We start from the raw sequence: 21,931 nt of genomic DNA, 5'->3' as shown, positions 1-21,931 counted from the left end.
AGTTTTGAGGGGCTAACGCCAGATCATGAAAATTACCGGCCTTGACCAAGTACCCGAGGAGTCGGTCTCCCACAACCCGGCGATTAAAAAGCGGGTGCTGCTGCAAAGAGATGATTTACCCCACCTGACCAACTTTGCCCAGGCCCGCTTTGCCCCTGGACAGGTCGCCAATGGCCACAGCCACGCCGACATGGCCGAAGTATTTTTTGTTGAATCGGGCGATGGTACCATTACTGTTGACGGTCAAGCCTATGCACTGACTCCCGGCGTCTGTGTTGCGATCGAGCCCGGCGAACACCACGAAGTCGCCAATACCGGCACCCAAGAACTCGTACTCACCTACTTTGGCCTCCGCCTTTAGCCCTTGCCCTCTTCCACCAAACTCACCCCTCACCTTTCTGCGGATCCTGCTGCAAACACTCGCCCGATCACCTCTTCCACCGGCGGATCGCTAACGGTCAAGTCCTGCACGTCCAAATCTCCCAGCAGCTGAGCGACGGTTTGAGTTAGGGTATCGCGGTGCACAATCAGCCGGGCAGTGCAGCCCTCTAAGCTTTCTAATTCGCCGTAACGGTTCAGGGTAGCCGCATCGCAGCCAGTGGCCAAATCTACGGTGACTTCTCGGTAGGGAGCAAAGCGATCGAGCAGCCCCTCTAGGCTGCCGTCATAGATTAACCGTCCCTGGTAAATCAGCAGCACTCGACGACACAGGGCAGTGATATCGGCCATGTAGTGGCTGGTGAGCAAAATGGTGGCTTCGTAGCGCCGGTTGTAGTCGCGCAAAAATTCCCGCACCGCTACCTGGGCATTGACGTCTAGACCCAGGGTGGGCTCATCTAAAAATAGGACGCGGGGACGGTGAAGTAGAGCCGCCATCATTTCAGCCTTCATGCGCTCACCGAGGGACAGCTTGCGCACAGGCTGATTCAGCTTTCCCTGGAGGGCCAGCATCTCGGTGAGTTCGTCGATTCGATAGCGAAATTCTTTGTCAGAAAGACCATAGATAGCGCCATTAATACGCAACGAATCCAAGGCGGGCAAGTCCCACAGCAGCTGCTGCTTTTGACCCATAACCAGGGTAATATCCTGCAAAAACTCAGTGCGCCGCTGAAAGGGCACCTGGTCGCCGACCCGCACGGTGCCGCTAGAGGGGTGGATGAGCCCGGTGAGCATTTTGAGGGTGGTAGTTTTACCAGCGCCATTGGGTCCTAAAAAACCTACCACCTCGCCGGGCTCAATGTGGAAGGAGATAGACTGCACTGCGTCTACCAGACGGTACTGACGACGCCAGAAATGCCTTAGCGTGCCCCCTAACCCAGGCTCTTTAATGGCGATGGGATAGCGCTTGCTGAGCTGATTGACATCGATACTGGGCATAGCGGAACAGCAAATAGAGTAGCTAACCCCCAATATGGAGGCTATGGCTTTCACTTTACCGCTAACCTTCTGCGGAAGCTGGCGATCGCCAGTCCCGTAGCCCAATAGCGAGTTCACGCAGCCTGTTTACCCCTGAGCTGAACGCGTCCCAACTTCTGCCACCCAACGATGAGCACGAGAAGGTCGCCTAACCGATTAGTCTGCCAATCTGAAGGCGACAGATTAGTGAGGGTTCAAAGTCCCAAGTTCATAAACCGGCCTTGAACCTGACCCTTTAAAACCCTGAACCCCAGGATGCTAAAGCCCATCACCATCAGCTTGATCCAAGTCCCAGCCTTAGCCCGCAACCCGGCGCAAGAAATGAAGACGCTCGTTAAGCCCCATGGTGTTAATGCGAGCAAGCAGCGCCTTGGTTGTAGCCGAACCGTCTTGGCAGGCGGTTAAGGGCAGTCGATTGGCAGGCATGAGGTTAAACAGGCGGTGCCAAAAGGCCAGCTTCATATTCACGTTGAGAGTTTGGTAGGCCTGGGTAAAGCGGGTATCGGCCCCAGCGAGAATATCGCGTAGGATGGCCACCTGATCGTCGCGATCGACTTGCTGAATCTGGCCCAGCAGCTGCTGCACCGCCTGGGAGAAGAGCGCTACCGGGGCGATCGCCGCAAAGGCCTGACCCAGGGTGTCGTAAATCTGCCAAAGCACGGCAATCTTGCAGTCTACATCGACCGATTCAAACGATTGAACGGCTTGCTCAAACTGAAGGCGAACGTCAATAGCGGTCATGGTAGGTTTCCTGTAGGAGCTTGTTATGGGGTGGAGATAACAATGCGACAGAGCCCTCAACTGCTCTGCCGCAGAGATCGCGAGCGCTGGAGGCAGAGCTTTAGCTCTGGCAAGCCATAGCTAAAGCAGTGGATTTAAAGGGTCGAAGCAGAAAAAAGAAAGAAAAAGTCGTGTCAATTTAACAGGGTTTAGCGTCTATTCATATTGATCCCTGATGTCTTTGAATACGCGACGTTTCTTCCAAGTTTCTTTTGATTTAAAGCATAACTAGGGTTGATGGCTGCACTCACCCTCCGAAAGAGAGGGAAATTTTGTTTATTTCCCGATTGTTACCAAGCCAGAGGGAGCCATCGTCTTTTAATATTTAGTTACACAACTGGGGTGCCGTTTCGGCAGCGGTTAGCGTTTTTAGGGCTAATCTCGCTCAGGCCATTGCTTGGATTGCTGTTCTCTGAAGTTATGAGGGCAATTTTGATGTTTAAACGCAAAGCGGCTCCGCCATTGACCTATTTGAGTCAAAAAACTGAGTTTGAAGGGGTGCTCCACGCCGAGGGTATGCTGCGAGTAGACGGCGTGATTCACGGCACCGTAGATATCAAAGGTGATTTAGAAATTTCCTCTACGGGGTTGATTGAAGGTCCCGAAGTGAAGGCCCAAAACATTGTGGTGCAGGGAGTGCTGAAGGCCCGAGTGTTTGCCGCAGGCAAGCTCACCCTAAGCCGCACAGCTCGTTTAGAAGGAGATGTAGTGGCTGGAGCCCTAGAGATAGAACCGGGTGCTTACTACACCGGATATATCGAGACTCGAGATGCCAAGTCACTGCCGCCGGCGCGCGAGGTGCCCGAGCTCTACGGCACCACTGAGCTTTAGCGCAGTTAGCGCTCAACTAACAATTAGGGTGCTGCTAGTCGCGCATGATCCAGGTAATTAATACCAGGGCTATGCCCCCCAGCAACCAGGGTGAAGGCGCTAATAGCTGGCCTAGGTGAGTTAGGCTGTTGACCTCATGGGCGATCGCCCACGTGGTTAACACGCAGATAATCAGCATCACAAGTCCCATCGCTGGTACCTCCTGCGGTCATCATTAGATACGCTACTTAGTATTGAACTGGTGTAAATGGAGACAGTTCAACTTCTGTCTATTATGGCCGCCGATCGCAGCGGTTACCGAGCACCATAGAATTGAACCGTAGGAGACTGGAGCCATGACCAATAAGCATCAACGTCGTGGAGCAGTGGCGATAGCAGCAGGGCTTTCCATGGGTCTGATGGCAGCGTTACCCACCTTGGCCCAGCAAGCTAACTTCGAGTCGTTCACGCTGTCTGCTGGTACCCCGGCCGCCAGTGTCAGTGGCTTTACCAACGGGATTTCGGCGCTATCTAATATTGCTGGGCGCGATCGCAATGGCACCATCTGCGCCGGGTTTGCCGACGTTGCCCCCGATCACGTCATGGTATTGCAGCAAGACTTCGCTACCCTCACCCTTCAGGTCAACAGCGGCGGCAACGATACCAGCATCCTCATTCAAGGACCCGATGGCACCGTGCGCTGTGGCGACGACACCGATCGCCGCAATCCCGATGCCTTGGTTCAAGATCAAAGCTGGTCAGCGGGTACTTACAACATCTGGGTAGGCTCCCACCAGCAGGGGCAGCGTTACAACTATTCCCTTAGCGCTAATCCTTAGGACCAACTCACCGTACGCCAACGCCAAGCCGTAACGCAGACCTAGAGTAATCCACACCAGCGAAGGGTGTTGGCCTAGGACATGGCCACGTTAGGATAGTGAAGCTGCAGTTAACTCCATTGCCTGTGCTCACCACCCTGATTGCCGATTTTCGTATCGTCTTCGAGCGTGACCCAGCGGCTCGCAACTGGCTAGAAGTACTCACCTGCTATCCTGGCCTGCACGCCCTGGGGCTACACCGCTTCAGTCACTGGCTTTGGAACCTGGGCCTGCCCGTAGTACCTCGCGTCATTTCTCACCTAGCGCGGTTTCTCACCGGCATCGAAATTCACCCCGGGGCCACCATCGGTAAAGGTGTTTTCATCGACCACGGCATGGGAGTGGTGATTGGTGAAACTGCAATCATTGGGAACTACGCCCTGATCTATCAAGGCGTAACCCTGGGAGGCACTGGTAAGGAAGTTGGCAAGCGCCATCCTACCCTAGGCAATAACGTGGTCGTTGGAGCAGGTGCCAAGGTACTGGGCAATATCTACCTCGGACACAACGTACGCATCGGGGCTGGTTCGGTGGTACTGCGAGAAGTGCCCTCCGACTGCACAGTAGTCGGTGTACCCGGACGCATTGTGTATCGGGCTGGGGAGCGTGTAGAACCCTTGGAGCATGGCCGCTTACCCGACTCCGAAGCTCAGGTGATTCGCGCCCTGCTCGATCGCATTGAAGCATTAGAAAAAGAAGTCCAGGCTTTGGGGCAAGTGCGCCGCGAACCCGTTTTAGTGGGTGCTGTCCGCTCGCAGGACGGTGTTTACTGCCGCTTGCAAGATCGAGTCATTGAAGAATTTCTAGACGGCAGCGGCATTTAATCAAGAATCCTTAGAATTTCCAAAACTAGAGTGTCTTAAAAGTTAAAGAGGCCTGGCGTTGCGACACCGGGCCTCTTTAACTTTACTTGGATCCAATTTTACCGATAAAGAGTCTCCGTAACTGTGCTTAGAGGATGTCTACTTAAAGCCCTAAATGTAAGGAGTTGCTTACGAAATCTGGCATCACGGTAGTGAATTTGCGTGGGTAATATCTCAGCCAGCTGGGACGTGTCACATCCAAGAAATTCTTGAAGAACTGCATCACTATTCTTCATAAAAGAGGAAATGCGAAGCAAGCAAAGCAGTTCATTTGTTCTAAAAAGTCAGTTTTTGTGCGATCGCCCTTAGATCCGAGGAGGGCGTTTTGGTAGCAGCTTAAGCATTTCAGCCGATTCGATCGTTTCTGCCAAAGTTGGGGTGGTACATCACCTAACATTGCAGTTAAAATTGAAAGGCCATGGCGGCGCCGATGTATTTCTCTAGATAGAGGCGGCGGCGACCTGGGCTAACAGCACCAAGCCAGTGTCGTAAACGTCTAGGTGGCTAGACACTTATCACTGGATTCCAAAAAATAGATCCGCACTTTTTCGGAACTGTGGGCATCTATCTAACGGAGCTGTTAATCTGATCACAGTCTTTGTCTTTCAATTTTAAGGAGCACGAGGATCGCGGCATGACCCAAGCAAATCATCTGCTCGGCACCATCAACCCTGAAACTGAACTCGATCTACTGATCGACGGTAATGATAGTGACGAGAATTTTGTTGCCCAAGATGACGAGGCCGGCGCCGATGACAAAGCGCCGAAAGGGAAGGTAACCCGCCGCCGAGCTCAAACCAAAAAGCGCCACTACACCGAAGACTCTATTCGGCTCTATCTGCAAGAGATTGGCCGTATTCGCCTACTACGGGCTGAAGAAGAAATCGAGTTGGCCCGCAAGATTGCCGACCTGCTCAAGCTAGAGCGCATCCACGATGAGCTGTTTGATTCTCTAGAGCGCGATCCTTCCGATATTGAGTGGGCTGCTGCTGTCAGCCAAGACGAAGGTAAAGACTACACCCTAGCCAGCTTCCGCCACCGTTTGCACATTGGTCGCCGCGCCAAAGACAAAATGGTGCAGTCGAACCTGCGCTTGGTGGTATCGATTGCCAAAAAGTATATGAACCGTGGTCTCTCCTTCCAAGACCTGATTCAGGAAGGCAGTCTAGGTCTAATTCGCGCCGCTGAGAAGTTTGACCACGAAAAGGGCTACAAGTTCTCGACCTACGCTACCTGGTGGATTCGTCAGGCCATCACCCGGGCGATCGCGGATCAGTCGCGCACCATTCGCCTACCGGTGCACCTTTACGAAACCATTTCTCGCATCAAAAAGACCACCAAACTGCTTTCCCAAGAGCTTGGCCGTAAGCCCACTGAAGAAGAGATCGCCACTCGCATGGAAATGACCATCGAGAAGCTGCGATTTATTGCCAAATCGGCCCAGCTGCCCATCTCCCTTGAGACTCCCATTGGTAAGGAAGAAGATTCTCGCCTAGGCGACTTTATTGAGTCGGACGGCGAAACCCCCGAAGACCAAGTATCTAAGAGCCTCCTTCGGGAAGACCTGGAAAGCGTTTTGGGCACCCTCAGCCCCCGCGAGCGGGATGTGCTGCGCCTGCGCTACGGTCTCGACGATGGCCGGATGAAAACTCTGGAAGAAATTGGCCAGATCTTCAACGTTACCCGCGAGCGCATTCGCCAAATTGAAGCCAAGGCCCTGCGTAAACTGCGCCATCCCAACCGCAACAGCATTCTGAAAGAGTACATTCGCTAGGGTTGACCTCGACTTCAGCCTCATGGCTAAAGTATTAGAGTGATATTCGACAAAACCCACTGAAAAAAGGCTGCCTGCAGGCAGCCTTTTTTATTGGTACAGCGATCGCTGTTCTGAACGTAGCAAACTCCAAATTAGATACTGGCGGGTCGATGGAAACAGGTGGTTGTTCCTCGTACAAAGCAGCTGAATTGAATTGGGCTGATCAGCACTAGGGTAAGTGTTAGTACTGGTTTACCCAAAGGTTTATTGTTAGAGTAGACAGATGGTCGCCTAGTTGGTACACTTGTTCCATAACATGATTCGACGCCGTGGCTAAATCCCTATGGAATCCTTAACAACTGCCCAACAGGAGCTCTACGACTGGCTAGTTGAGTATATCCGGGCTAATCAGCACTCCCCCTCCATTCGCCAAATGATGCGGGCAATGAACCTACGTTCCCCTGCACCCATTCAAAGTCGCTTAGAACACCTCAAGAACAAAGGCTACATTGAGTGGAGCGAGGGGAAAGCGCGCACCATTCGCGTTCGGGATAATGTCCGTGGTGTGCCCATCCTTGGCACCATTGCTGCTGGTTTTGTCAACGAAGCGTTTACCGATACTGTTGAGCGTCTCGATCTCAATGGGCTGCCCATTCAGTCTGGTGACTACGCCCTCAAGGTCACCGGAGACAGCATGATCGAGGCCATGATTCAGGACGGGGATGTGGTAATTATGCGTCCGGTAAAAGATCCCCAGGGCATTCGGGAGGGGACCATTGTTGCGGCCCGGGTTGAGAGTGGCACTACCCTCAAATCATTCCACCGCGAGGGCAACCAGGTACAGCTCAAACCTGCTAACCCTAAGTACCCGATTATGGAGTTTCCAGCGGATCTCGTAGACGTACAGGGTCGCCTAGTGGCCGTGTGGCGCGGTATCGATCCCGACTTTACCGTCTGACATTTTTCAAATGACTAGTGCTCCTAGCCGCTGTTGTTAACCACAACAGCGGTTTTTTAATGAGTAGCAGTGGGTTTATTCGAGCGGCTGTCTGCGGCAGGGCAGTTTCGGAGTCTGGTTTCAGTTCTGCTACAGGTGAGTGGTTGAGGCAGTATAGGCATTGCTCCAAGGTCTCTCGTACCGACTCGTGGGTGTATTGATCATCGGGGTGGGGGGGCTGCCCGGGCTGCTGAAAGTGGGGGCGGCTATCGTAAATCTGGCCCCAGGTGACGTCGGTTTGGCGCACCAATTCGTAGAGGGTTACGGGCGATCGCAGCACCGTTACCAGCAAATCCTTTACGGCTTCAGCCGGGTGCTCCAGGTACTGGCTGAGGCGGCGCTCATCATCCACTAGCCACTGCTCTAGCACTCGGTGCAGAGCGCCAGGGCCATCCACTAGGGATTCTTTCAGCGCTTGCTGGGCACCGTGCCTTGCCTGCACCAGCCGCGGAATTGGCGATTCTCCTTTCATGAAGTTACCCGCCTCCTGGCCGATGGCGTCAGCTAGGGTAAACGGACGGCTGAGGCGCAGTTCCTGCTGAATGTCGGGGATGTCGTCTTGGGAAGCTGAGGTCATGGGCAAGAGTGAGAAGGGGCTAGAGTAGGTGCTTTTGCAGGCGCTGAACGATCTTGTACATTTCGGGCAGGCGACGGTACACCGCTGAGGCCTTGAGAGAGACTTTATGGGGCAGAGCCGGTGAGCCAGTAACGATTTCGCCGGGGGCGACGTCGCCATGGATGCCGGCTTTGGCGGTGGCGATCGCGCCGTCACCAATCACGGCCTGGTTGGCAATGCCCACCTGCCCCGCCAAAATCACCCGGTTGCCGATGGTAACGCCACCGGCCATGCCCACTTGCCCTGCCATCACTACCCCTTCGCCCACCTGGCAGCCGTGGGCAATATGCACCAGGTTATCGAGCTTGGTGCCGCGCCCCACACGAGTCGTGCCCACGGCAGGGCGATCGATGGTGGAGTTGCTGCCCACCCGCACGCCGTCCTCAATGACGACAATGCCCGACTGCTCCATTTTCTCCCAGCCGTGGGGGGTAGGCACAAAGCCAAAGCCCTCGGCCCCGACCACCGCGCCGCTGTGGATAGCGCAGTCGGCGCCAATCTGAGTGCGCTCGTGGATGGTGCAGTTGGCGTGCAGCACGGTGCGATCGCCCACCCGCACCTGGGGATAGACCACCACATTGGGATGAATGCAGACCCCCTCTCCTAAGTAGACTCCGGCTTGAATTACCGCGTTGGCCCCGATGGAGACATTTTCACCACAGGTGGCCGTGGGATCAATCACGGCGGTGGGGTGGATGCCAGGAGCGGGTTGGTAGGGCGTATAGAACAGCGCAATGGCACGGGCAAAGGCCAGGCGTGGGTCAGGGGTGCTGAGCCACGCGATGCCACGTTCGGTGGCCTTGGCCTGCAACAGGGGATTCTGAGGCAAAATCAGAGCGTTGGTTTGGGTAGTCCCTACAAAGCTGGCGAACTTATCTCCCTCGATGTAGCTCAGCATGCCGACCGAGGCCTGGTCGACGGCTGCCACCCCAGCAATATCAGGATCGTGGCCGGGGTTGGCAGTCAGACTAGAGGCGGCGGTAATCTGGATTTTGTCGGCAATGGTGCTGAACTTCATAGGAGCTGAGAGAAACGCAGTAAAACCAATCTGGCTTTTACGCTACCAGAAATGCGACGCATTCTACGTGGGGGGTCTGGGGAAAGAAGTCGGCGGGTTGGGCCTTGGTTAGGGTATAGCCGCCTTCATCTCGCAGAATTTTAAGGTCTCGAGCCAGGGTAGCGGGGTCACAGCTCATGTAGACGATGCGGGGTGGACGAAGTTCGATCAGGGCATCGAGCACCGAGCGATCGCAGCCCTTACGGGGCGGATCAAGCACGACGATATCCAGTGGATCGCTGAGGCTAGCGGCAGCCTCGACCAGCAATGCCCCCACATCCCCAGCGCGAAATTCAACGTTATCAATACCGTTGAGCCCTGCGTTGGCCAAGCCCTGAGCTACGGCTTCGGACTGAACTTCTAAACCCATCACCCGCTTGGCCTGTTGAGCCAGGGGCAGAGTCAAGGTGCCCACGCCGCAGTAGGCGTCGATGATGGTTTCGCTGCCGGTGAGCTGTAGCTCGTCCAGAATAATCTGCAACACCTGCTCAGCCTGCTCGGTATTGACCTGAAAGAACGTAGTGGCATGAATGCGAAACCGCAGCCCGGCAAAGATTTCTTCGATGTAGGGCACGCCGTCAATCACTAGGGTTTCGGCACCAAAAATGGCGTTGGTCTTGTCGGGGTTGAGGTTGACACACACGCCGACAAGATCAGGGTAACGCTCTCGCCACTCCTGGGCCTGCAATTCTACATCCTTGAGATTAGGCGCTGTGGATACCAGGGTCAGCAGCATCTGCCCAGTGCGGCGGCCCACCCGCAGCGACAGGTGGCGCAGCCTGCCTTGGTGCTTGCTTTCGCTATAGATCGACCAACCCCGCTCCTGAATGTCGCGCTTAATCTCAGCCAGCAGTGGGTTCAGGCGCTCGTCCTGCACAGGGCACTGGTTGAGGTTAACCAGCTTGTGGCTGCCCTGGCGAAAGTAGCCTGCCTTGACTTGGCCTTCGGGCGATCGCCCCAGGGGGTAGGTCGCCTTGTTGCGGTAGCCCAAAGGAGCATCAGAAGCCAAAATCGGCAGCACATTGGGCTTTTCAAAGCCACCTATACGCGTAAAGGCGTCAAGCACCTGCTGCTGTTTAGCCGCCAGTTGGGAGGGATAGCTGATGGACTGCCACTGACAACCGCCGCATTTGTCAGCCACAATGCAGGCCGCCCGAATGCGATCGGGAGAAGGGGTCAGCAACTGCCGCACCTTGGCCCGACCAAAGGTGGGCTTAGCCTGCAATAATCGTGCCCGCACCAAGTCGCCGGGTACGGTGTCGGGCACAAATACCACCCGATCCTGCCAGCGGCCGATGCCGTCACCGCTGCTACTCAGGTCAGTAATTTCCAGATCAAGGGTTTCTCCTTGCTGCCACTGGTCCATGGCCGTACTCCTGCTGTGCTTGTGCTCATCTGCCTATCGACTGTAGCAAGGGAAACGACTGATGGGGTGACCCGTGACCTAACGAAACCCAACCCGTTAGCTAGAAAAGAGCGGAAAAACCCAACGATGAACGATCTAAGCCTTAAGGAGTAGGGTTTTCGGCGCCCCCTGAACCTATCGCTTCGACCTAGATCGGTAGAGACAAGCAGGTTCGTACCTAATCTTTGTCGCGCAAAGCCTCTATAGTTTCAGCACTAAGCAGAGGTTTAAGCTGCGCCTGCACGGTTTCCGGTTGATTATCCCAAAGCATTTTACAAAAGGCACTTTTGCCCTGCTGGCTAGCCTGGTTAAAGACGCTGGCCAATTTTTCACAGTTGGTAGTATCGCCCATAGTGAAACCTGTCAAATGGTGATGTCAGCATACCGGCTCTGGGCCGCTGTCGCATGCCCCTTAGATGTAAACAATAAATGCCGCCCTCCTAGGAGAACGGCATTTTCAACAACAGATGATTAGACCAACGCCTAGCTCTCGGCAGAGATCAGCTCTCGACGCTGTTCGGCTTGAATAACGACTTTACCGCTGTCGTCGACATCGACGGTAGCCGTATCGCCATCACCCAAACGACCAGAGAGAATCTCTTCGGCTAGGGTATCTTCGAGCAGTCGCATAATTGCTCGACGCAGCGGCCGCGCCCCGTAGCTGGGGTTGTAGCCTTCTTCCACTAAGCGCTCCTTAAAGCGCTCGGTGACCTGGAGGTGAATGTTCTTCTCGGTAAGTCGACCGAACACCTCCTTGAGCAGGATGTCGGAGATCTCCTTGACCTCGTCCTTGGTGAGCTGACGGAAGACGATGATCTCGTCAAGGCGGTTGAGGAACTCAGGCCGGAAGTACTGCTTGAGTTCTTCGTTCACCAGGGAGCGAATGCGGTTGTATTGCGACTCGGCCTGATCTTGCTCAAACTCGAAGCCGAGGCCACCGCCACCCTTCTCGATGACTTTAGAACCAATGTTGGAAGTCATAATTAGCAGGGTGTTCTTGAAGTCGACCGTGCGACCCTTGGCATCGGTCAGGCGGCCGTCTTCTAGAATTTGCAGCAGCATGTTGAAGACATCGGGGTGAGCCTTCTCAATTTCATCGAATAGCACCACGGTGTAGGGCCGACGACGCACGGCTTCGGTCAGCTGACCGCCTTCGTTGTAGCCCACATAGCCCGGAGGAGAACCAATTAGCTTGGAAACCGTATGGCGCTCCATAAACTCGGACATGTCCAAGCGAATCATGGAGTCTTCGGAGCCGAAGAAGTAGGCGGCCAGAGACTTAGCTAGCTCGGTTTTACCAACCCCAGTGGGGCCGGAGAACACAAAGCTGGCGATCGGTCGGTTGGGGTTTTTGAGGCCGACTCGAGCACGGCGAATGGCGCGGGAAATAGCCCTCACCGCTTCGTCTTGGCCGATTAGCCGCTGGTGCAGGGTATCTTCCATGTGCAGCAGCTTCTCGGACTCGGATTCGGTGAGTTTGCTCACCGGTACCCCAGTCCAGGAGGCAACGATATGGGCGATGTCTTCTTCGCCCACCACGGGCATGTCTTCACCACCAGCGTCTTCATTGACCTTGTTCTGAGCGATCGCCCGGATCTCGGCCTTGATCTCCATCTCGCGATCGCGCAGTTCCCCAGCTTTGTCAAAGTCTTGGGAACGCACAGCGTTGTCTTTGTCCTTCAACACTTGGCGCAGCTCACGATCGAGCTCCTTCGCGGCTGGAGGTAGTTGGGAATTGAGTAGGCGAACGCGGGAGCCCGCCTCGTCGATCAGGTCGATGGCCTTGTCGGGCAGGAAGCGATCGGCGATATAGCGATCCGATAGCTTAGCAGCGGCCTCCAGAGCATCGTCAGAGATCTTCAGCTTGTGGTGCTGCTCGTAGCGATCGCGCAGGCCGTGGAGAATCTCGATAGTTTCATCCACGCTAGGCTCGCCCACCATCACCGGCTGAAAGCGACGCTCAAGGGCAGCGTCGCGCTCGATGTGCTTGCGGTACTCATCGAGGGTGGTAGCCCCGATGCACTGAAGCTCGCCCCGTGCTAAAGCAGGCTTGAGGATGTTAGCGGCGTCGATCGCCCCTTCAGCAGCCCCCGCCCCAATCAGGGTATGAACCTCGTCGATCACCAGAATGACATTGCCCGCGGTGCGGATCTCATCCATGATTTTTTTCAGACGCTCTTCAAACTCGCCTCGGTACTTGGTACCGGCTACTAGCAGACCAATATCAAGGGTCACCACGCGGCGGTCTTCGAGGATATCGGGCACATCACCGTTGCCAATGCGCTGGGCCAAGCCCTCGGCGATCGCGGTTTTACCCACGCCAGGCTCACCAATTAACACCGGGTTATTTTTGGTGCGGCGACCCAGAATTTGAATGACGCGCTCAATTTCTTTCTGACGACCGACCACCGGATCGAGCTTGCCGTCGGCGGCCATTTGGGTCAGGTTAGAGCCAAATTCATCCAGAGTGGGGGTTTTAGTGCGCCCACCACTACTTCCGGCAGACACCTCTGCTGTCTCACCCAGCATGCGAATCACCTGAGTGCGTACCTTAGACAGGTCAACGCCCAAGTTTTCGAGAACGCGGGCCGCGACCCCCTCGCCTTCGCGGATCAATCCTAGGAGCAGGTGCTCGGTGCCAATGTAATTGTGGCCGAGCTGACGGGCCTCTTCCAAGGAGAGTTCAAGCACACGCTTGGCTCGGGGGGTAAAAGGAATTTCAACGGCCACAAAGCCGGAGCCACGACCAATGATCTTTTCAACTTCAATGCGCGCATCCTTGAGGTTGACGCCCATTGACTTTAAGACCTTGGCGGCTACGCCCGTGCCTTCTCCAATTAACCCCAGGAGAATCTGCTCAGTACCCACAAAGTTGTGGCCGAGCCGACGAGCTTCCTCCTGAGCCAGCATGATGACCTTGATTGCTTTTTCTGTGAAGCGTTCAAACATGATGGTATTAATCACCTGGTGCGTGCCGGATAGGCAAATTCTAGCACAGCGATTTTTGTCAGTTGTGCCCTACTAAACAGGCGGTTTACCGCGCTTCCTTCAACTACTCCTTTGGGCTTAGAAATTAATTGGGATCGCCAACTGTCAATAGATTGAGTTTGTAAAAAATGTAAATTTTCTCAACTTTAAAGGTTCGGTTTTATGTTCGGTTGAGGGGCAATTTTTTGTTTGTTATCTCCCATCCTTGCCGCTTCAAGCGATCGCTCACCACACTGCGATGCTGCTGGAGTTGATCACGAAATTCAGGGGTTTTGAGGGACTTTTGCCACAGAATCAGGGCATCTTCACCGTCGGCGTAGTAGCGACGCCGACGACCTAAAGTCTCGAACCCAAAGCTCTCATAGAGGGCCAAAGCACGACTGTTAGAGGGGCGCACTTCTAGGGTGGCGCGGGTGAGGGGGCGCTCACTAGCGTCTAATAAAAGATTCACCAGCAGCCATTTCCCTAGCCCCCGCCGTTGATAGCGGGGATCGACGGCCAGTACGGTGATGTGGGCCTCATCTAAAATTGCCCAGTAGCAACCCAGGCCGAGGAGAGCGGATCCATCGCTGCGGTCTAGTTCTGATGCAGGGCCGGGCTGGAGTTCTGAATCCTCTAAACCCGAAGCCATTTTCAGATCAGCCATCGACGCCGTCGATAGATCGGCCTGATTCTCCTGGATACTATGAGGTCTATGCACCAGCATAAGCAGACAGCTGTTGGGGCTATCCAGCTCACGCCCATAACCCTCCGCTGACCAAAGCCCCCCTAGGGTGCGCTGGTCGAGGGCCACCAGGGCAGCAATGTCGTCGTGGCACGGAGCCTGGCAAGAGAGGTAGCCCACCAACTTTACGGCTTTTATTTCTGGGCAAGAAAACTGGCACAGCCATCAATTGTACACTGGGGGTTGGGGTCAGGGGCGCAATGGGCAAAGACTGGTCGGGTCGGGCGATCGCCAGTTCCAGGCCACAGCTGTCTCAAATCAATCCTCGAACAACGTTTTTCTGTGAGCGCAACGTCTATGGTTTCGACTTCTCCTTTGCCGGCCTCAATCGCCGACAGCCGCCAGTACCTCCCCCCAGCCAACCCCGAAGCAACGCTGTCCCCCAACCAGCAGCTGTTGCCCCTGACCGCCACCACCACCCCGAACGACCATTTGAGCGTCGGCGGCTGCGACGTGGTGGACTTGGTCGAGCGCTTTGGCACTCCTCTATATATTCTCGACGACCACACCCTGCGCACGGCCTGCCGTCAGTACCGCCAGGGGTTTGAGCGCTACTACCCTGGCGAGGCGCTCGTAATTTACGCGTCGAAAGCCTGGAATTGCCTAGCGGTATGTGCTGTTGTCACCGATGAGGGGCTAGGTATTGACGTAGTCTCGGCGGGCGAACTGCTCACAGCCACCGGAGCCGGAGCCATCCCCGATCGCATCTATTTCCACGGCAACAACAAGTCGTTTGAAGAGCTGACTCTAGCGGTCGAGGTGGGCTGCCGAGTGGTGGTCGATAATTGGCTTGAACTTAAGAGCCTGGGCGAGCTGGCTACCCAAGCGGGTAAAACCGTGCCGGTTTTGCTGCGGGTTACCCCCGGCATTGAGTGCCACACCCACGAATACATTCGCACCGGCCACCTCGACAGCAAGTTTGGCTTTGACCCCGACCAGATCGAGGCGGTATTCGAGTTCCTCGCGAGCCAGCCCCAGCTGCACTGTTTGGGAGTTCACGCCCACATTGGCTCACAGATTTTTGAGCTGAATCCCCACACCGATCTGGGGGGCGTCATGGCCCAGTGGATGGTGACGGCCCAGCGCTACGGGCTCACTCTGACAGAACTGGATGTGGGCGGTGGTCTGGGCATTCGCTACACCGAGGGCGATGACCCACCGAGCATTGACACCTGGGTGAAGACTGTGTGCGAGAGCGTGATCGCGGCCTGTGCAGCTCACAACATTCCGCTGCCCAAGCTGCTGTGCGAACCGGGGCGATCGCTAATTGGCTCCGCCTGCGTCACCGCCTACCGAGTGGGTAGCCAGAAGGTGATCCCCGGCCTGCGCACCTACGTGGCTATTGACGGCGGCATGTCTGACAACCCTCGCCCCATCACTTATCAGTCGGTATACCGGGCGCTGGTAGCCAACCGCATGACGGCTCCTCTAGCCGAAACCGTAACCCTAGCCGGTAAGCACTGCGAGTCTGGAGATATTCTAATTAAGGATGCGGCCCTGCCCGAGTTGAAGAGTGGCGATGTGGTTACTATTGCGGGCACGGGTGCCTACAATTACAGCATGGCTTCGAACTACAATCGGGTGCCCCGGCCTGCGGCGGTGCTGGTGGCCGATGGCGATGCTGCCCTGATTATTCGCCGAGAAACCGTGGCGGATCTGCTTCGGCAAGACTGTCTGCCCGAAACCCTCAGGCCGAAAGCAAAGTCTACCTAGTCAGCTAATCGTTGCTAGTCTTGGGCGGGGTTTTGCCAGGGGGCTGTCCGGGCCACCCATCAGATAGCTGCTCAGACACCATCCTTTAATGCTGCATGAACTATCTCTGGGAGCAATGGCTAACAAACCTTGACCAGGTTAGGTTCGTGCTTCAGGCGCTCGACATTGCGCTGGTACTGCTGCTGAGCTATGTAGTGCTCGTCATCATTGGCGAGAAGCGCACCCTGTGGATGGTGCGGGGGCTGATTTTTTTGATGCTGGCAGCGGCCTTAAGCAAGTTTTTGGGCCTAGCCCTACTTGGCTTTGTGCTCGACAAACTGGTGATCGGCTCGGCGGTGGCCATGGCCTTTATGCTCCAGGGGGAGTTTCGGCGACTGCTGGAGCTGCTAGGCCAGGGGCGGGTATGGGAATTGCTCAGTCCCTCGCGAGAGGCCATGCCCCAGCCCGACAACGTGATCGATGAAATTGTTGATGCCGTCAAGGAATTGTCCCAAAACCGCACCGGGGCACTGCTAATTCTCGAGATCGACAAGCTCATCGACGAGCGCGACTTTACGGTGCCGGGGGTGCGAATCAATGCGGAAGTGTCAAAAGAACTGATTCAAACCATTTTTCAAACCAGCACTCTGCTTCACGATGGGGCCATGCTGGTGCGGGGTTCGCGAGTTGCGGCGGCGGGAGTAATTTTGCCCATTTCGGAGCGGGTGGCCTCACGTCAGCTGGGCACTCGTCACCGAGCGGCGATGGGCATTACCGAACGAGTAGAGCATTGTATCTGTGTTGTGGTATCAGAAGAGACGGGCTCTATTTCGCTGGCGGAAGGCGGTATTCTAGATCGGCCTCTAACTAGCAGTCGTCTGCGCAGTATTCTGCGGTCTAAGTTCTCTAAATCGGTAGATCGCGAGGCGGTGGCACCTCAGCTCAGAAGCCTTGGTCGGCGGCTGGGCAGCCTTGGAGTTAACTACGTACTGCGCTTGCTTCGTCTTCCCTCATCGTCTCCCCGAGAGAAAAAATGACTACCAAGCCTGTTGTTCGCTACGCCCTACCCGCCGACCTCAAGCCCGATCGCCTACCCCAGCACGTAGCGGTGATTATGGATGGAAATGGGCGTTGGGCTAAACGCCGGGGGCTGCCACGCATCATGGGCCACCGCCGGGGGGTAGACACCCTCAAAACCCTGCTGCGCTGCTGCCGCGACTGGGGCATTGGAGCGCTGACGGCATATGCCTTTTCGACAGAAAACTGGGGCCGCCCCGTTGAAGAGGTAGATTTTTTGATGGCGCTGTTTGAGCGGGTGCTGCGCCAGGAACTGCTGGAGATGATGGAGGAAAACGTCCGCATTCGCTTTGTGGGCAATCTTGCGGCCCTACCGCGATCGCTCCAGGGTGAGATTCATCAGGCGGTGACCCAGACCCAGGGCAACCACGGCATCGATTTTACGGTGGCCACCAACTACGGCGGTCGGCAGGAGATTGTGCAGGCCTGTCGCGCGATCGCCGAGCAGGTACAGCGGGGCGAGCTGAACCCCAACGACATCAGCGAGGATCTATTTAGCCGCCACCTCTATACTTCCGAAATTAGCGATCCCGACCTGCTAATTCGCACTAGCGGCGAAATGCGGATTAGCAACTTTCTGCTGTGGCAGCTGGCCTACGCCGAGATCTATGTGACTGACACCCTATGGCCCGACTTCGACACCTCAGAGTTTCATCGGGCGATCTATGCTTACCAACAACGCGATCGCCGCTTTGGCAAGGTCAAGGGATAGCGCCTGAGCTTGTCCCAGCAGTCCTTTTCCCTAAAGACCTCTCTTAGGGGGGAGAGAAACCTGGGGCTAAAAAGAACTTTGATGGAGAAACGCTAGGCGCTGCCCCATTCACTCCAATAAGCATTCGAAAATCTATGAACATTCCTACCTGGATCACCGTCTCCCGGCTGCTTGGCGTTCCCCTCCTGCTGGTGCTGCTCCAGGCGCCGACGGCGACCCAGCGGTGGTGGGCAGCGGGCATCTTTGTGGTAGCGGCAAGCACTGACTGGCTCGATGGCTACCTGGCCCGGAGGCTGAACCAGGTGACCGATCTGGGCAAATTTTTAGACCCCCTGGTGGATAAGCTGCTAGTGCTGGCTCCCTTGCTCATGCTGGTAGGGCTGGGCCAGGTGCCTGGCTGGGGCGTGTTTTTGATTGTGGCGCGGGAGATTACTATTTCTGGCTGGCGGGTCAACCCGGCCATGCAGGGGGGCGCAGTACCGGGGGCAAACCTGTGGGGCAAGGCTAAAACCGTGGTGCAGATTGTAGCGATCGCCCTGCTCCTGGCCCCGCTACCGGCGGTGTGGGATGGGCCAGCGCAAATTTGCTTTTGGGCAGCCGTGGCACTGACCCTAGCATCGGGCTTGGTATATCTGTGGCCCCAGATGCAGCCCAGCCGCAGCGCGTAAACAAGACGGTGGGGCACAATGTCTATAAAAAGTCCTGGAGTTACTTCAAGTCTCTGCCGAGTGTCTGCTAAACTAACGAAGAACTACTTCTTGGAAGCGTGGCTGAGTGGTCGAAAGCGCCTCCCTGCTAAGGAGGTAGGGGAGTAAACCTTCCCTCGTGGGTTCAAATCCCACCGCTTCCGTATTTTGAGTCTACAAAAGCAGCTGGTATGAGTACTCATACCAGCTGCTTTTGTCTATAAACTAATAGCTTTTTAAAGATACAGGAGTACTCAAGGTTCTCCTGTACTGTAGGCTGAGAATGATGGTGCTAATGTACCTATGATTCCCAAGCACATTGCCCTCAAAAATTTTCTCAGCTATCGCAATGCCAGCCTAGACTTTAACGGGCTGCATGTGGTTTGCGTGGCAGGGCCCAACGGCGCGGGCAAGTCGTCGCTGCTAGAGGCGATCGCCTGGGCCCTCTGGGGACAGAGCCGAGTAGCAGCCGATGACGACGTCATCCACCAGGGCGAGATGGAGGCCCAGGTGACGTTTCAGTTTCACCAGGGTGACCATACCTACCGGGTGATGCGTAGCCGCCACCGCAGCCAGGGCACCAGTCTAGAGTTTCAGGTGCACACCGAGGAGGGCTGGCGGGTGCTGACCCAGCGCGGGGTGCGGGCCACTCAACTCTTGATTTGCCGTCACCTCCGGCTCGACTACGACACCTTTATTAACTCCGCCTACCTGCGCCAGGGCGGGGCCGACGATTTTATGCTGAAGCGGCCCGGCGAGCGCAAACAAATTCTGGCCGATCTGCTCAAGCTGCACCAGTACGACCACCTGGCTGAGGGCGCGAAAGAGCAGGCTCGCCAAGCCAAGGCCGAAGCTGCCCTACGTCAAACCCAGCTCGACGAACTCACCGCTGCCCTGGCCGACTACGAACCGACCATACAGCGCCAGGCCCAGCTCCAGCAAGAGCTGCACGACATCGATCAGGCCCAGGAGCGCGATCGCCAGCAGCAGCAGCAGCTTCGCACCCTTGAGCAAACCCACTACGCCTACGATCAACAGCTTCAGATGCAGCAACAGCAGCGGCAGCACCTGACGGCTCTTCTGCACCAAACCAAAACGTCTCTGGCGGCGCTGACCCGCGAGCAGCATCAGCACGAGCAGCGTTTGGCCCAAGCCGCCGAGATTGAAACCGGCTTAGCTGAACTGACGGCGCTAGAGGCAGAAGATGCCCAGCTCAACCAAAGATTTCAACGCTACCAGGCACTGGAGGCGCAGCGTCAGAGCTTAGAAGCTGAGTGGCAAGCCCAGTCGGCCGAGGCCCGCACGCGCCTAGGTCAAATCCAGCTCCAGTTGGCGGCATTGCAGGCCCAGATCGCAGATTTAGACGCAGCTCTGCTGCAAAGTGAAACTGTTGACGCGGCCCGCCAGCAGTTTCTCATGGCCAAAGCCCGCCTTAAACATCTAGATGCGCTGCAGCTTCAGGCTGAACCCTTACAACAGCGACGACGACAGCTAGAGGCCGGGCTACAGCAGGCCCAAACCCGGCTTCAAACTCGGCTTGAAGAACTCGCCGCTGCCGCCCAGCAGCTCCAACAGGACCAGGTGAACCCACCCCAACTAGTAGCAACTGCCCAGGAGGTGTCAAAGACCCTGAGCTATCTAGAGCAGCGCCGGGCTTACCAGGAGCAGGTGCGCGAAAAGGGACTAGAGCGGCGCAGCTTTATGGAGGTGCTTCAGTCTAATCAGCGCGCCTGCGAGACCCAAATTGCTCAAATTGGTCAAAAGCTAGGCATGCTGTCTCAACCGGAGGCCGTCTGTCCCCTGTGCGATCGCGCCCTCAAGCCTCGTCACCGCGCCCTCGTTGAAGGTCGTCATCGCCAGCAGCAGCAAGAACTGCAGGAAGAGATTTGGGTCATTCGCGAGCAGCTGGCTGTTTCAGAGCGCGAGATTCAGGTACTGCGGCAGGAGTATCGAGCGGTCGAAGCCGAACTGGAGGCCTACGCCCCAGTGCTCCAAAAGCAGGGCCAGCTTACAGCGGAGATGGCCTCCCAAGCCACCGTCCACGAGCGGCTTCAGGCTCTAGAAGCTGAGCAGCAGCGCCTAGAGCAGTCCCTAACCGAGAACCAGTACGCCCTCGACCTGCGCACGGAGCTGCACCAGATCAACAACACCCTGGCCCAGCTGGCCTACGACGATCGCGACCATGCCCTGACCCGGGGCCAGGTCAATCGGCTGCGCTGGGCTGAGATCAAGCACCACGAGCTCGTCCAGGCAAAACGCAGACGGCAGCAGCTCGAGCGGCGGCAGCAACAGCTTGAGGCCGACCAAACTGCCCTTGAAACTGACCTGGCCCAGCTTCAGGTTGGCACCCAGGGCCAGGCCTTGGTGGCAGCCCAAGCCGCCCTTGAGCAACTCAGTTACCGCATTGACCATCACCAGCAGGTGCGCCAGGCCCTGCTAGCCGCCCAAGTCTGGCGTCAGCGCCACCGGGAGCTAGAAGCAGCCCGCCAGCAACAGCCTCAGCGACAGGTTCAGATCGAGGGACTTCAAGCCCAAGAGCGGCAGCAGCGCCAGGAACTAGAGCAGTTGAGCGCAGCGATCGCCGCCCTAGAGGAGCAGCACCACGCCTTAGCCTACGATGCGCATGCTCTAGAACAGTTAGAGCGAGCGATCGCTGCCCGTCAGCACCAGCGCGATACCCTGCTGGCCCAACTAGGTGCCCTGGGCCAGGCCCGGCAGCACCTAGACGACCTGCACCAGGGGCTAGCCCAAAAGCAGCAAGAATTGGCCGCCGTACGCCAGCGCCAGCGGGTTTACCAAGAGCTAGCACAGGCCTTCGGCCACAACGGCATCCAGGCGCTGATGATCGAAAACCTGCTGCCCCAGCTAGAGGCCGAAACCAACAACCTGCTGGGCCGCCTGAGCGCTCACCAGCTCCACGTGCAGTTTGCTACCCAGCGGGCCACTAAGCGGGGCCAAGGGGTCATCGACACGCTAGATATTCTGATTGCCGATGCCCAGGGCACCCGCCCCTACGAAACCTACTCGGGCGGAGAGGCGTTTCGGGTCAACTTTGCCCTGCGGCTAGCCTTGGCCCGACTGCTGGCCCAGCGATCAGGCTTGGCGCTACAGTTGCTCGTCATCGATGAGGGCTTTGGTACCCAAGATCAGCAGGGGTGCGATCGCCTAATTGCAGCCATCAATGCGATCTCGGCTGACTTTGCCTGCATTCTGACCGTTACCCACATTCCCCATTTTCGAGCGGCCTTTCAAACCCGCATTGATGTGACGAAAACTTCCCAGGGATCGCAGCTCTCTCTCTCAGCCTAGAACTAGCCCAGATTCCGTAAACCTTTAAGTAGCTTCTCAGATTTTTATTAACATTCTTTTTAGATTTTAAGAATTTCTCCTTTGGCCATTCCAGAAATATGTCTTCTGGAATGCAATACGACCCAGTCAATCGCCTTAATCTATAAGGGTAAGAGCCTACGGGAT

Annotated in this window: 20 protein-coding genes and 1 tRNA gene; 12 read left to right on the top strand and 9 right to left on the bottom strand. The window is 56.3% G+C overall.

Annotation, left to right across the window (positions count from 1 at the left end; all coding sequences use genetic code 11):
- The first annotated feature begins 25 nt into the window (after positions 1-25).
- Entirely contained in the window at positions 26-361 is a 336-nt protein-coding gene (locus tag NC979_RS07605) for a cupin domain-containing protein (RefSeq protein ID WP_190514548.1), read from the top strand.
- Between the two features lie 29 nt (positions 362-390).
- Here the strand turns inward: NC979_RS07605 and NC979_RS07600 are convergent, their stop codons facing one another.
- Together NC979_RS07600 and NC979_RS07595 are read right to left on the bottom strand one after the other, a co-directional pair.
- Positions 391-1,377, bottom strand: a complete 987-nt coding sequence (locus NC979_RS07600) for an ABC transporter ATP-binding protein (RefSeq protein WP_190514547.1) — start codon at positions 1,375-1,377, stop codon at positions 391-393.
- Positions 1,378-1,713: 336 nt separating this feature from the next.
- Positions 1,714-2,157: an orange carotenoid protein N-terminal domain-containing protein gene (locus NC979_RS07595; RefSeq protein ID WP_190514546.1), complete on the bottom strand. Its 444-nt coding sequence runs from the start codon at positions 2,155-2,157 to the stop codon at positions 1,714-1,716.
- Positions 2,158-2,631: 474 nt separating this feature from the next.
- Between NC979_RS07595 and NC979_RS07590 the strand changes: the two genes are divergently transcribed.
- Positions 2,632-3,027: a bactofilin family protein gene (locus tag NC979_RS07590; RefSeq protein ID WP_190514545.1), complete on the top strand. Its 396-nt coding sequence runs from the start codon at positions 2,632-2,634 to the stop codon at positions 3,025-3,027.
- A gap of 34 nt (positions 3,028-3,061) precedes the next feature.
- Here the strand turns inward: NC979_RS07590 and NC979_RS07585 are convergent, their stop codons facing one another.
- The gene (locus NC979_RS07585; RefSeq protein ID WP_190514544.1) at positions 3,062-3,217 is read right to left on the bottom strand and encodes a hypothetical protein; all 156 of its coding nucleotides are present in this window, start codon (positions 3,215-3,217) and stop codon (positions 3,062-3,064) included.
- A 145-nt stretch (positions 3,218-3,362) separates the two neighbouring features.
- Between NC979_RS07585 and NC979_RS07580 the strand changes: the two genes are divergently transcribed.
- The 4 genes from NC979_RS07580 (at position 3,363) to lexA (ending at position 7,461) form a co-directional block, all read left to right on the top strand.
- Complete coding sequence (locus NC979_RS07580) at positions 3,363-3,845, top strand: hypothetical protein (protein ID WP_190514543.1); 483 nt, start codon at positions 3,363-3,365, stop codon at positions 3,843-3,845.
- Positions 3,846-3,970: 125 nt separating this feature from the next.
- Positions 3,971-4,708: a serine O-acetyltransferase gene (gene cysE, locus NC979_RS07575; RefSeq protein WP_190514542.1), complete on the top strand. Its 738-nt coding sequence runs from the start codon at positions 3,971-3,973 to the stop codon at positions 4,706-4,708.
- Positions 4,709-5,381: 673 nt separating this feature from the next.
- Complete coding sequence (gene rpoD, locus NC979_RS07570) at positions 5,382-6,521, top strand: RNA polymerase sigma factor RpoD (RefSeq protein ID WP_190514541.1); 1,140 nt, start codon at positions 5,382-5,384, stop codon at positions 6,519-6,521.
- A gap of 325 nt (positions 6,522-6,846) precedes the next feature.
- Positions 6,847-7,461, top strand: coding sequence for a transcriptional repressor LexA (gene lexA / locus NC979_RS07565; protein ID WP_190514540.1), 615 nt, complete (start codon positions 6,847-6,849; stop codon positions 7,459-7,461).
- On the opposite strand, the gene NC979_RS07560 is transcribed toward lexA, so the two are convergent.
- From NC979_RS07560 to rimI, 6 genes are all read right to left on the bottom strand, one after another.
- Positions 7,451-8,077: a hypothetical protein gene (locus NC979_RS07560; protein ID WP_199308615.1), complete on the bottom strand. Its 627-nt coding sequence runs from the start codon at positions 8,075-8,077 to the stop codon at positions 7,451-7,453. The two genes, lexA and NC979_RS07560, sit on opposite strands and share 11 nt — an antisense overlap.
- A 19-nt stretch (positions 8,078-8,096) precedes the next feature.
- Complete coding sequence (gene lpxD, locus NC979_RS07555) at positions 8,097-9,134, bottom strand: UDP-3-O-(3-hydroxymyristoyl)glucosamine N-acyltransferase (RefSeq protein WP_190514539.1); 1,038 nt, start codon at positions 9,132-9,134, stop codon at positions 8,097-8,099.
- Between the two features lie 37 nt (positions 9,135-9,171).
- A complete protein-coding gene (gene rlmD / locus NC979_RS07550; RefSeq protein WP_190514538.1) occupies positions 9,172-10,539 on the bottom strand; it encodes a 23S rRNA (uracil(1939)-C(5))-methyltransferase RlmD in 1,368 nt (455 codons plus the stop codon).
- A gap of 217 nt (positions 10,540-10,756) precedes the next feature.
- Complete coding sequence (locus NC979_RS07545) at positions 10,757-10,930, bottom strand: hypothetical protein (protein ID WP_190514537.1); 174 nt, start codon at positions 10,928-10,930, stop codon at positions 10,757-10,759.
- Between the two features lie 131 nt (positions 10,931-11,061).
- Complete coding sequence (locus NC979_RS07540; RefSeq protein ID WP_190514536.1) at positions 11,062-13,527, bottom strand: ATP-dependent Clp protease ATP-binding subunit; 2,466 nt, start codon at positions 13,525-13,527, stop codon at positions 11,062-11,064.
- 199 nt (positions 13,528-13,726) lie between these two features.
- Positions 13,727-14,410, bottom strand: coding sequence for a ribosomal protein S18-alanine N-acetyltransferase (gene rimI, locus NC979_RS07535; RefSeq protein ID WP_347403877.1), 684 nt, complete (start codon positions 14,408-14,410; stop codon positions 13,727-13,729).
- A gap of 177 nt (positions 14,411-14,587) precedes the next feature.
- Here rimI and lysA point away from each other — a divergent pair, with 177 nt between their 5' ends.
- The 6 genes from lysA (at position 14,588) to NC979_RS07505 (ending at position 21,766) form a co-directional block, all read left to right on the top strand.
- Positions 14,588-16,003, top strand: a complete 1,416-nt coding sequence (lysA, locus tag NC979_RS07530) for a diaminopimelate decarboxylase (RefSeq protein ID WP_190514535.1) — start codon at positions 14,588-14,590, stop codon at positions 16,001-16,003.
- Positions 16,004-16,098: 95 nt separating this feature from the next.
- Positions 16,099-17,019: a diadenylate cyclase CdaA gene (cdaA, locus tag NC979_RS07525; RefSeq protein ID WP_190514534.1), complete on the top strand. Its 921-nt coding sequence runs from the start codon at positions 16,099-16,101 to the stop codon at positions 17,017-17,019.
- On the top strand, positions 17,016-17,771 hold the full coding sequence (gene uppS / locus NC979_RS07520) for an undecaprenyl pyrophosphate synthase (protein ID WP_190514533.1): 756 nt from the start codon (positions 17,016-17,018) through the stop codon (positions 17,769-17,771). Before cdaA ends, uppS begins: the two co-directional genes overlap by 4 nt.
- A gap of 134 nt (positions 17,772-17,905) precedes the next feature.
- Positions 17,906-18,439, top strand: coding sequence for a CDP-diacylglycerol--glycerol-3-phosphate 3-phosphatidyltransferase (gene pgsA, locus NC979_RS07515; RefSeq protein WP_190514532.1), 534 nt, complete (start codon positions 17,906-17,908; stop codon positions 18,437-18,439).
- 92 nt (positions 18,440-18,531) lie between these two features.
- Positions 18,532-18,621: transfer RNA gene (locus NC979_RS07510), tRNA-Ser, on the top strand.
- Positions 18,622-18,760: 139 nt separating this feature from the next.
- Positions 18,761-21,766, top strand: a complete 3,006-nt coding sequence (locus NC979_RS07505) for an AAA family ATPase (protein WP_190514531.1) — start codon at positions 18,761-18,763, stop codon at positions 21,764-21,766.
- Positions 21,767-21,931: the final 165 nt, after the last annotated feature.

The sequence above is a fragment of the Leptolyngbya subtilissima AS-A7 genome (assembly GCF_039962255.1).
Classification (GTDB): Bacteria; Cyanobacteriota; Cyanobacteriia; order Phormidesmidales; family Phormidesmidaceae; genus Nodosilinea.
Note: the sequence above shows the minus strand (reverse complement) of the source record. Positions and strands in the feature narration are given on the sequence as shown.